Origin of the sequence: Pricia sp. (assembly GCF_041745955.1) — a bacterium.
Lineage (GTDB): Bacteria > Bacteroidota > Bacteroidia > Flavobacteriales > Flavobacteriaceae > Pricia.
In genome coordinates, this window is the sequence record NZ_JBGTHY010000093.1 from 1 (window position 1) to 9,694 (window position 9,694).

General features: G+C 44.9%; 11 protein-coding genes. 1 reads left to right on the forward strand and 10 read right to left on the reverse strand.

Translation table 11 applies throughout. The features are described 5' to 3' along the window. The 6 genes from coaBC to ACEW8S_RS03210 form a co-directional block, all read right to left on the reverse strand. Window positions 1-740, reverse strand: a 740-nt coding sequence (coaBC, locus tag ACEW8S_RS03185; protein ID WP_373516740.1) for a bifunctional phosphopantothenoylcysteine decarboxylase/phosphopantothenate--cysteine ligase CoaBC, incomplete at its 3' end; no start/stop codon positions are given. Between the two features lie 118 nt (window positions 741-858). Beyond that, complete coding sequence (locus tag ACEW8S_RS03190; protein ID WP_373516741.1) at window positions 859-1,191, reverse strand: DNA-directed RNA polymerase subunit omega; 333 nt, start codon at window positions 1,189-1,191, stop codon at window positions 859-861. A gap of 13 nt (window positions 1,192-1,204) precedes the next feature. Beyond that, complete coding sequence (locus ACEW8S_RS03195; RefSeq protein ID WP_373516742.1) at window positions 1,205-2,041, reverse strand: outer membrane protein assembly factor BamD; 837 nt, start codon at window positions 2,039-2,041, stop codon at window positions 1,205-1,207. 167 nt (window positions 2,042-2,208) lie between these two features. Next, window positions 2,209-3,672 carry a M14 metallopeptidase family protein gene (locus ACEW8S_RS03200; protein WP_373516743.1) on the reverse strand — a complete coding sequence of 488 codons (1,464 nt, stop codon included), beginning with the start codon at window positions 3,670-3,672 and terminating at the stop codon, window positions 2,209-2,211. A 134-nt stretch (window positions 3,673-3,806) separates the two neighbouring features. Further along, entirely contained in the window at window positions 3,807-4,460 is a 654-nt protein-coding gene (locus tag ACEW8S_RS03205) for a peptidoglycan recognition family protein (RefSeq protein ID WP_373516744.1), read from the reverse strand. A gap of 2 nt (window positions 4,461-4,462) precedes the next feature. Next, on the reverse strand, window positions 4,463-4,885 hold the full coding sequence (locus ACEW8S_RS03210; protein ID WP_373516745.1) for a 3D domain-containing protein: 423 nt from the start codon (window positions 4,883-4,885) through the stop codon (window positions 4,463-4,465). Window positions 4,886-5,032: 147 nt separating this feature from the next. On the opposite strand from ACEW8S_RS03210, the gene ACEW8S_RS03215 reads away from it, so the two are divergent. Beyond that, window positions 5,033-6,367 carry a serine hydrolase domain-containing protein gene (locus ACEW8S_RS03215; protein ID WP_373516746.1) on the forward strand — a complete coding sequence of 445 codons (1,335 nt, stop codon included), beginning with the start codon at window positions 5,033-5,035 and terminating at the stop codon, window positions 6,365-6,367. Window positions 6,368-6,595: 228 nt separating this feature from the next. Here the strand turns inward: ACEW8S_RS03215 and ACEW8S_RS03220 are convergent, their stop codons facing one another. From ACEW8S_RS03220 to ACEW8S_RS03235, 4 genes are all read right to left on the reverse strand, one after another. Further along, entirely contained in the window at window positions 6,596-7,438 is an 843-nt protein-coding gene (locus ACEW8S_RS03220; RefSeq protein WP_373516747.1) for a 1,4-dihydroxy-2-naphthoyl-CoA synthase, read from the reverse strand. A gap of 216 nt (window positions 7,439-7,654) precedes the next feature. Next, window positions 7,655-8,116: an RES family NAD+ phosphorylase gene (locus tag ACEW8S_RS03225; protein WP_373516748.1), complete on the reverse strand. Its 462-nt coding sequence runs from the start codon at window positions 8,114-8,116 to the stop codon at window positions 7,655-7,657. Between the two features lie 2 nt (window positions 8,117-8,118). After that, on the reverse strand, window positions 8,119-8,613 hold the full coding sequence (locus ACEW8S_RS03230) for an antitoxin Xre/MbcA/ParS toxin-binding domain-containing protein (RefSeq protein WP_373516749.1): 495 nt from the start codon (window positions 8,611-8,613) through the stop codon (window positions 8,119-8,121). A 61-nt stretch (window positions 8,614-8,674) separates the two neighbouring features. Further along, window positions 8,675-9,694, reverse strand: a 1,020-nt coding sequence (locus tag ACEW8S_RS03235) for a glycosyltransferase (protein WP_373516750.1), incomplete at its 5' end; no start/stop codon positions are given.

The following is a 9,694-nucleotide window of genomic DNA, read 5'->3' on the forward strand; positions in this document are numbered from 1 at the left end:
GATTCATGGGACGCCTTACAATGCGAAGGTCCGGAAACCAATATCACATTGGCCCCTAGGTTCGCTGCTACCTTCGCCAGCTCAAAGCCCATGCGCCCGGAGGAGTGGTTTCCGATAAACCGGACAGGGTCGATCGCTTCATACGTGGGTCCGGTCGTTATCAGTACTTTTTTACCGGATAATGGCAATCCTTTCGAAAGATAATCCTGTATAAATGCCACCATATCTTCCGGTTCCGCCATTCTGCCCTCACCGTGCAGTCCACTGGCCAGTTCACCCGAAGTAGCGGGAATCATCACATTACCGTAGGATTTTAGTTTTTCGAAGGATGCTTTCGACGAGGGATGCCTGTACATGTCCAAATCCATCGCGGGTGCAAAGAAAACGGGGCATTTTGCGGAAAGGTAAGTAGCTAGCAACAAATTGTCGCAGGTGCCGTTCGCCATTTTGGACAAGGAATTGGCGGTAGCGGGCGCAATCAACATAAGGTCGCCCCACAGGCCCAATTCTACATGATTGTTCCAATCCGTACTTCCAGCTTCTTGGCTTACGAAAGCGGATAAAACGGGGTTCTTGGAAAGGGTCGCCAAGGTAAGGGGGGAAACGAAATCGCCGGCGCTCTCCGTCAAGATGACCTTGACATCGGCACCGGCTTTTATCAATAAACGGACAAGAAATGTAGTTTTATAGGCCGCAATGCCTCCAGTTATGCCTAAAAGGATGTTCTTGCCGGTGAGCATATACTAAAAATTAATGAGAGTTTGAACAGACTGCCCAAAAGCCAAAGACGAGTCGCACGAATTTTATATCTTGAACTCAGCTATTGAGTGCTGCTTTCAGAACACTGTGCATTGAACACTACTCCTCCTTCTCCGTATTCCTAAAATAAATCTTATCCTTTAACCATTCTTCAACGGCCAAGGCATGTGGTTTCGGTAGTTTTTCGTAGAATTTTGAAACTTCTATCTGCTCTTTGTTCTCAAAGACTTCTTCCAGGCTATCACTGTACGTAGCGAACTCCTCCAATTTCTCCAACAACTCCTTTTTGATTTCGGAATTGATCTGTACGGCACGTTTGGCCGTTATGGAAATGGCTTCATATATATTATCCGTTTTTTTGTCGAATTCGTTCTTATTGATCGTTTTTGTGCTAACGGCAGCTTTTGAATTTTTCAGGTCGTTCATATCCATTTTTAAAATCAATTTATTTAGCTTCTTTTTCTTGTATAAACTCCTGTTGATCCGAAGTGAGTTTATTCAATAATTTCTCCGCCCTTTCGGCGTACTTGGTTTCAGGAAACTGTTTTTTCAGCGCATTATAGTCCGCTTGGGCCTCTTTTACCCTTTCCGGTTTTAGCCGGTCAAAACTGTTCAGCGCGAATTGTGTAGCCGATTCGAAACGGTAGTACATGGCATCCTCGCGGTAGATCGATCCCGGGAAATCCGAAATAAAATTATCAAAGGCACTGATGGCAGGATTCAGGAACGTAAAATCGAATTCCCCTAACTTATTGTATTGTTTGCCGATTTCGTAGGCCTTTTTCTCTTTTTTCGTGGTCAAGTCCTTCGCCATCTCGTTGGCCTCGGCAAAATATTCGGAATCGGGATACATATTGATAAAACTCTGCAATTTGATCAAAGCTTTATCGGTATCGGTCTGATCGAGCGAATATCGGGGTGATAGTTCGAAATAGCTTTTTGCCCCATAAAAGGATGCCTCCGCCACTTTTTCACTTTTCGGGTACGATTTGACGAACCGTTCGAACTGATAGCCCGCCATATTAAAATCCCCTCGCTGGAAATACGTATCCGCAAAGAAGAACATTACTCGTTCTCCCTGCGGTTTACCGACATATTTCGGGGCAATCTGCTCGAATAACCGATTGGCCCGTTTCATATCGCCCTCTTCGTAAAACTTCTGGGCTAAATCGTATTTGGCCTTAACATCCTCGTTTTTCAGTACTTTCTGATATTCGCTGCACGAATGCAACGTGCCGATTAAAAGCAATACGGGGACGATTCTCTGTATTTTAAAAAACATTTTGCAAAATTACGGATTCCTGTTGGATAAAGAAAACAATTTTTATAACGCTAAGTTAGCTTTAGAAATATGAGAAAGAAGGCTTTTGGGTAAGATTTAACAGGGCTGGGTGCTCCCATAACATCGAAACCAAATAACGGATAAATTCTATAATCTAATAATTGTAATCACCTATAAATCATTGCATTGCCAAAGCCCGTTGCTCCCTTATTGACATCGATGAGGAATCCGTTTACTACGGCATATTCGATCTTCCCATTTTTTTCTAGAAGGAAAGTTGGGTTAATGCCCACTTCGATATTGAACTCGGGAACTTCGTGTTTTTTTCCGATGATATGAATCGGAAACGGCGAATTCAGCATATCCTTGGGAATATTTTCTACGCGGATATAGGTATGTCCGGATTTTAAAAGGGATTCGATTTTAAGCCTTCCCAGAACGTCCACCGATTTTAAAGTTTCCGGATACACTTTGCCCGGAACTATAGTGTAGCCGGATGCGTTGAAGGTTTCATACCCGTAGTAGGTAGAAAGATCGCCTTGATCGAGAATGCGACTGCTATACCAAAAATCATCATGATTTTCGTTGTCGACTTCCAAACGATTCATACCGATATCGATGACATAATCGTTACCGAGTAGGGAATATGTGGCGTTCTCGATTTTCAGGTCGAAGAGTTTCCGGTCATTTTCAGGGATTTTCCCATAATCTTCCAAAGGAATGTCCTTGTAGCTTCCTTCGGCAATAGTATAAATGGCGGACAGTATGGAAACATAGTTCAGTTTTCGGATTTCCTGTTTTTCCACATCCTCTGGATAACCGCCGGATTCAATCAAAATAGCACTCGTACCCCACCTCTGGATATTATCCCCAAATGCCCGCGGCTCAAAATCATCGTTGTACCGGCCCACTTGCCCCGGTGCATATTTTTGGATGATTCCGTTCATGAAAACGATGACCTTCATGGCATTCGCACGAACATCGTTAACCTCCTTTTCATAGTTATAGGCCGGTGCTAAATAGGATATCGTGGCCGGTTTTTCCGTACGCTCCGCATTGTAATAGGTACTTTGGTCGTGTAGGTTGAAACCGAAATCCGCATCGAGGCTGTCCCGTACTTTTTTGAGCGTTCGGCTTTCTGGGGATTGCAGTTGAAGTGCATCCCGATTAATATCAATGCCCAGACGGTTTCTGCGTTGGAACACCTCTGCCCCATCGGGATTCAGCATGGGAAGAAAATGAAGGGTACAGCTTTTTAGGATGGCCTGTTTTTCGGCCGCAAAATCCTCACCATCCAAAAAATTAAGGATATCGAAGATGGCCTGGGTGGCCGTCGGTTCGTCGCCGTGCATCTGCGACCAGAGAAAGACATCGGTCTTTCCCGAGCCTATACTAATGAGTGAGAGATTTCTCCCTTCTATGGATTCGCCCACGGTCTGGACCATAAATTTGGGATTTTTCCGGTACTCGTCGATTAAAGGTTGCAGATCATGGTGCTTGATACGTCGTTTTTCAAGGGAAGGTTCGAGATACTTTTCGTAGGTTCCGTAGAGGGATTCGGTGATGTCGTTTTCTTGGGCATTGCAGAAAGTAGTGGCTAATAGTGCTAAAAAGATAAATTTTAGGTTCATTCAGGATCGATTTTGATGGGTATGGATTTGAAAATTGGTGTGGATTTTAATGGTAAGGCTTTGAAAGTTCTTCTTTTTCGTTGTGAGGCCGCATATGACAGGGACAATAGGTGGATTACGGATTCTCCTTAAAATTACGGATTCTCTTTAAAATTAAGCTTTGCGGTCGCTTGACGGACTTTCCGCATAAAATCTTGTCCCGGATCTGTTTTTTTCGTCCGGTAGCCATCGTCTTTTTCCAACCACAGCGGATGGTTCTCGAAATTCGTGTATTCGTAATGACCGATCAAATATTCGATGTTGTATGTATGGACCAGGTATTCCACCAATGCGATATTCGATTTGAGTTGGGCCTCGGTCAGGGGCTTGCCTTCGTTGCCACCGACGTTCTCCACGCCAATAGCGGCATGGTTGAGTCCGATGACGTGCCTAGCCATAATAGTTTCGGGCATTAGGCGGTAAATGGTACCGTCTTGATCAACTAAAAAGTGGGAGGATACATTAAGGGCACTTGCGTTCTCTAAATCCGGCCGCCAGCTGGGCAATTTTACGTCTTTGAACGCATCGAAAGAGCCTTCGAAGGTGGGAATGGCCGTCCAGTGCAGCACTATCATTTTCGGGTCGATGGTCGGGGTATCCTGTTGTAGTCCATAATGGTCTTCGAGATAGTCCAGGGTAAGTTCTTTACGGGATTCATCGAAAATTATGGGTTTGTCGATAATTTCCACTTGCGATTTACAACCCAGATGAAGTAGCAAAAACAGTATGGGCAACAAAAATTTCTTCATAGTCATTCGGTAGTTTCGGTAGTTTTTGTAGTATCCTTTTGGATTCGAAATTGGATTTTCAGTGTTTTGGTCCCCCACTCCCTTGCTTTTTCAATATCATTACCCATGTAAATGTCTATTTTGTTCCTCATTCGGCTGGCCATTTTATCCTTGACCAAAAACACACCATCGAGACCTTCTATTTTCACTGGGGTGTTGTGGTCGAGCCCGAGGGCAATAAGATCTCGCGATACAGCGATAGCCTTCATTCCGGGCACCAGTGTGTCGCTCCAAGCCGCCAAAGTGGGAAGTCCGTCCGTTTGTGCGATAGTGGAATTATAGGCGGAAACTTTCACTACCCTGGACTTCCAGATATACTTTTTTTCCTCCGCACACGAAACGAACAGAAGCGGAAAAAGGATAAAAAGGGGATAAATACGGATCATTTTTCGAATTTGAACGGGCTTTTCGGACTACAATATCGGTATTTTTTTCTTGCCCTCGGATTTGATCGCGTTACCCTTTTTTTATAACTTCCTATTTTAAAGGATGGATTGGCTTATTTTTGGTATGAATCCTTCTAACGGCTAACCATGAAATTATTTAAAAGAGTATTTCTAATCGCTTTGGTCATCCTCGTAGTGGTGGCCTATTTTAACTATCCCAAACTCAATATTATTTCTGGATATGCTTCCAAAAACATGGCCTCTACCGTCTTTCTTACAGATAGAAGTCCCGAATCCGTCACTCTGAACGACAACGACGTTCCATTGATCAAACTGGCGGATGTTGAGGTGGATGCTTCCAAAAAGCAGGCCACCGCCTCGGTATTCGGGTTGATGGAACGAAAATCCATCTGCCGTGACGGACTCGGCTGCGTGCTGGTCAACGACAAATACGACGCGAATACCGTTATTCCCAAACCACATCGTACCACCCTAAAAAACGACCTGCCTTTTCCCTACGGAAATAAGGGGACCAAAGACACCACCTTCGCCAATATAGATTATCAGCGGCTGGACAAAGCCGTGGAAGACGCTTTCGCAAATCCTGAAAGCCAAAAAACACGGACGGTTCTCGTCACCTATAAAAATCAAATCATCGCCGAAAAATATATCAAGGGCTTTCACAAAGATACCCCGGTACTCGGCTGGAGCATGACCAAAAGCATATTGGGAACCCTATTCGGAATTCTGGAATATCAGGGCAAAATAGACCTCGACGAACCAGCCCCCGTACCCGCTTGGCAAAACGATGACCGACAAGACATCACCCTGAACCACCTGCTGCGCATGCAAAGCGGACTCGCCTGGGATGAGGACTACACCTCGATTTCCGACGTTACCAAGATGTTGTTCCTCGACTCCGATATGACTTTGGCGCAGGCCAGCAACGAAGCCGTCGCCCCACCGACCAAGGTTTGGAACTATTCCTCCGGCACGTCCAATCTGCTATCGGGTATTTTAAGGAAACAGTTTAAAACCCACCATGAATACATCGATTTTCCCTACGTTGCCCTCATAGACAAAATCGGGATGCATTCCATGCTCATAGAAACCGATATGGAAGGTAATTTCGTAGCCTCTTCCTACGGATGGGCCACTACCCGCGATTGGGCTAAATTCGGATTACTTCACCTCAACAAAGGCATTTGGAAAGGCGAACAGCTATTCGATCAAAAATGGATAGACTACATCACCCTACCCACGGCCCATTCCGACGGCGATTACGGCGCCCACTTTTGGCTGAATGCCGGTGGAAAGTATCCCGACGTGCCCAAAGATATGTATTCCCTCAACGGCTATCAGGGGCAGCGCGTGTTTATCATTCCTTCCAAAAATCTGGTAGTCGTCAGAACGGGACTGGCGGAAGAGCCTGAATTTGATATCAACGGTTTTTTGAGGGATGTTATAAAATCGATACTATAGCAGAAATTCAATAGATTTTAACTCAAAAAGAGCCATTTCCTAACGGAGGGGCTCTTTTTGGTATTGAGAAGGTTTAATTTTTTATTCCCACCCTTCGGCGAAGTTTATATTGAGGGCAGTCGAAATGCTCAGAATAAAATTTGGTGGGAATTTCTTTCGACTATTTCAGATAGCAAACTCCAAAATCTTCAAGATAAGTTGACCTTAGCACTTGACATTTGATATCTTTTAAGGCAACCACTTATTTTTCCCAAAAACCGGCTTCCGCTTCTCCAAAAAGGCATTTCGTCCTTCCTTGGCTTCTTCCGTTCCATAGGCCAATCGCGTCGCTTCCCCGGCAAACACCTGTTGCCCTACCATACCGTCATCCGTCAGGTTCATTGCGAACTTTAGCATTTTTATCGAGGTGGGGGATTTTCCCAACACTTCTTGCGCCCATTGGTAGGCGGTGTCCTCTAGTTCTTCATGGGGAATTACAGCATTTACCATCCCCATTTCATAGGCTTCCCGGGCGGAGTAATTCCTTCCCAAAAAGAAAATTTCACGGGCTTTTTTCTGTCCCACCATTTTGGCGAGATAGGCAGATCCGTAGCCCCCGTCAAAACTGGTGACGTCGGCATCGGTCTGTTTGAAGATGGCATGCTCCTTACTGGCCAAGGTCATATCACAGATGACGTGCAGGCTATGTCCGCCGCCGACAGCCCAACCGGGGACTACGGCAATCACCACTTTGGGCATAAATCGGATCTGGCGCTGTACCTCGAGAATGTTCAGGCGGTGCTGGCCATCCTCCCCGACATAGCCCTGCGCTCCCCTGGCCTTTTGGTCGCCCCCGCTGCAAAAGGAATAAATGCCGTCTTTAGACGATGGCCCTTCCGCGGAAAGAAGAACGACACCGATCGACGTATCTTCTTGTGCATCGTAAAAAGCCTGATAAAGCTCACTGGTCGTCTTTGGCCGAAATGCATTGCGAACATTGGGCCGGTTAAAGGCGATACGGGCCACGCCGTTACTTTTTTTATAGGTGATATCCTCGAAATCCTTGGCGGTTTTCCAATCGGGTTTTTGCATGGTGTATTTTTTACTGTCCTACAAAGTAACGCATATTGATGGAATTCCTAGGAATAACCAATCCCCAAAACAAATTTTAAAACAGGGTATCGTCTACATACACTATAAAGATCTGAAAACGTTAAAGTAAATACCGATCAGGTTTGGGCTCCTCTTTTTCATAGGTATGGTTTTGTTGGGTTCAAAATGTACTGAGTTAAAATATTCAACGGACTCTTAGCGATTGTTTATCTCGAAATTTATGGTTTCGATTCCCACATCCTCCACGGATTTTAAAAAATCCATATGAAACGGATTTATCAGTAGGTTATGCTCTTCAGGGAAGCTTGACAACGGCATTCTTGCCGACGGCACCTTTATATACAGCGATGGACGCATTTTCGCCCAATTGGTCCCGAACTCTTTTGTGGCTCTCGAATGTGGCCTCCTTATCCAGTCCACCGGCAGGTCGTTTTTTTCCAGCGTAGGGATATCGCCGTCCAAATTCAGTTCGGCCAATACGAAATTCCCCTTGGCGGCTTGCCTCCCCATAATACAATAGATTTCGAACAAGGCCAAGCTGCGTGTGCTGCTACAATAGATCAAGGGAACGTTTGTATCGTTCCATCGGCCTCCTTTCGGTCCGAAACCCAAAGGATGTCGGCCCATCAAAGCCTCATAAACCCTATAATAACGCATCTTTATAGATATGCCCCCCAAGAAATCGCCTCTAGGGCCTCATCGACCGATTCGGTACCGTAAGGGTCTTTCAACAGCTCGATCGGTCTTTTATCGCCAAGGGCATAGTTTGAGGCTGCCAACCAATCTTTAAAATCGGCCTCACCATCAAAAATACGGATGCCCTTTGCGATAATCTCATCGATATCTAGGATAATTTTCGTGCGCAGGACACCGATTTCAGTTTCATTTTTTTTCCATCGGGTTATCGTAGAGGCATCGACGTGCAAAAAATCGGCAAGATCTTTTTGACGGAACCCCAAAAAATCGATCAAAGGCAGGATATCATTATAAAAAAGAGCGGGTACAGCGGACTTATTTTTTAATTTGCCATTTAGAAAATAGAAACTATTGCCCGTCACAGGTACCTCGGCAACAATTTTATTATGTCGTAATATTCTAATCGTTTCTTCGTTGGCCTTGTTGGCCACAGTATTTTTCGTATACTTTTTTTTCATAATATTGCATTTTCAATATAAAATAAGGTATATGCAATACACTATTTTTTTTGACTATACCTTATGATCTATCCTGATTTTTGACGGCGATCCATTTGGCCATATATTTGGTACTGGCCAAGGCATGATACATCAGCATGCTACCGATGAAATTTCGGTTGCGATGATTTTGTAGGTTATTTTTGATTTTTGCAACGGTATCCGCAAGTTTTTGACCCAAAATTTCTTTTTTATAGAGCGCATTGACAATAACAATTCCGCACTGCTGTGCCGAATGCCATTCCTTTGGATTTTGATACAATCGGGCAGCAGCATCGGCAAACGCTTCGGCTGTATCCGCTACATGTCCATTCCAGGGATAATCCGCATGCATGCCCTCGGCACCTATGGATGTGGTTATCGTAGGAATACCCGCTTGCATCGCATCGACCAATTTCCCTTTGATTCCCGCCCCGAAACGCAGCGGCGCCACTCCTACCCTAGCTTGTCGCAAAACAGCTTTCGCATTTTCAGCCCAGCCCATAATTTTAAATCCTTCTTTGGGATTATCCATGTGTTGGATATGTTCAGGAAGATAGGCACCGTAAATATGGAGATTGGCGTCCGGGAGCTTTTTTCGTATCCGTGGCCAGATTTCCTTTTTCAACCATAGGATGGCATCGATATTGGGGGAATGCTTTCCATTACCGATGCAGATAAAATCCTTTCTGGCTTCAAAAGACGGCCACTCGTTAACCGTTTTTTCATCCAAAGCCTCCAACATGAAAGGGAGATGCAGGAGCAGGTCTTCATCTATTTTTAAGGTTTCGGTCAACAATTGCATCTCGTAACTCGATATGATGAGGGAAAGGTCGCAGCGATAGATACTTGCGATTTCACGTTTTGTGGTATCGTTTTGCAGCCAGGCGTCGATCGAAAAGGGCATGTCCGCTTTAAACAAAATCTGTCTTGTGTTTCGGAGCGAATGCAAATCTTCCGTATCTAATATACGTAGGGCTTTGGGAACGAATTCCGCTACCCGCCAGCCGAACTGTTCTTCGGTCAGGAAACGGTCAAAAACCACGATATCGGGATTTAATTT

Bases quoted from the DNA above. Each gene is read 5' to 3' on its own strand.
- ACEW8S_RS03200 (WP_373516743.1), bottom strand. From the start codon at position 3,672: ATGAACCTAAAATTTATCTTTTTAGCACTATTAGCCACTACTTTCTGC.
- ACEW8S_RS03220 (WP_373516747.1), bottom strand. From the start codon at position 7,438: ATGCAAAAACCCGATTGGAAAACCGCCAAGGATTTCGAGGATATCACC.
- ACEW8S_RS03210 (WP_373516745.1), bottom strand. From the start codon at position 4,885: ATGATCCGTATTTATCCCCTTTTTATCCTTTTTCCGCTTCTGTTCGTT.
- ACEW8S_RS03230 (WP_373516749.1), bottom strand. From the start codon at position 8,613: ATGAAAAAAAAGTATACGAAAAATACTGTGGCCAACAAGGCCAACGAA.
- ACEW8S_RS03225 (WP_373516748.1), bottom strand. From the start codon at position 8,116: ATGCGTTATTATAGGGTTTATGAGGCTTTGATGGGCCGACATCCTTTG.
- ACEW8S_RS03190 (WP_373516741.1), bottom strand. From the start codon at position 1,191: ATGGATATGAACGACCTGAAAAATTCAAAAGCTGCCGTTAGCACAAAA.
- ACEW8S_RS03195 (WP_373516742.1), bottom strand. From the start codon at position 2,041: ATGTTTTTTAAAATACAGAGAATCGTCCCCGTATTGCTTTTAATCGGC.
- ACEW8S_RS03215 (WP_373516746.1), top strand. From the start codon at position 5,033: ATGAAATTATTTAAAAGAGTATTTCTAATCGCTTTGGTCATCCTCGTA.
- ACEW8S_RS03205 (WP_373516744.1), bottom strand. From the start codon at position 4,460: ATGAAGAAATTTTTGTTGCCCATACTGTTTTTGCTACTTCATCTGGGT.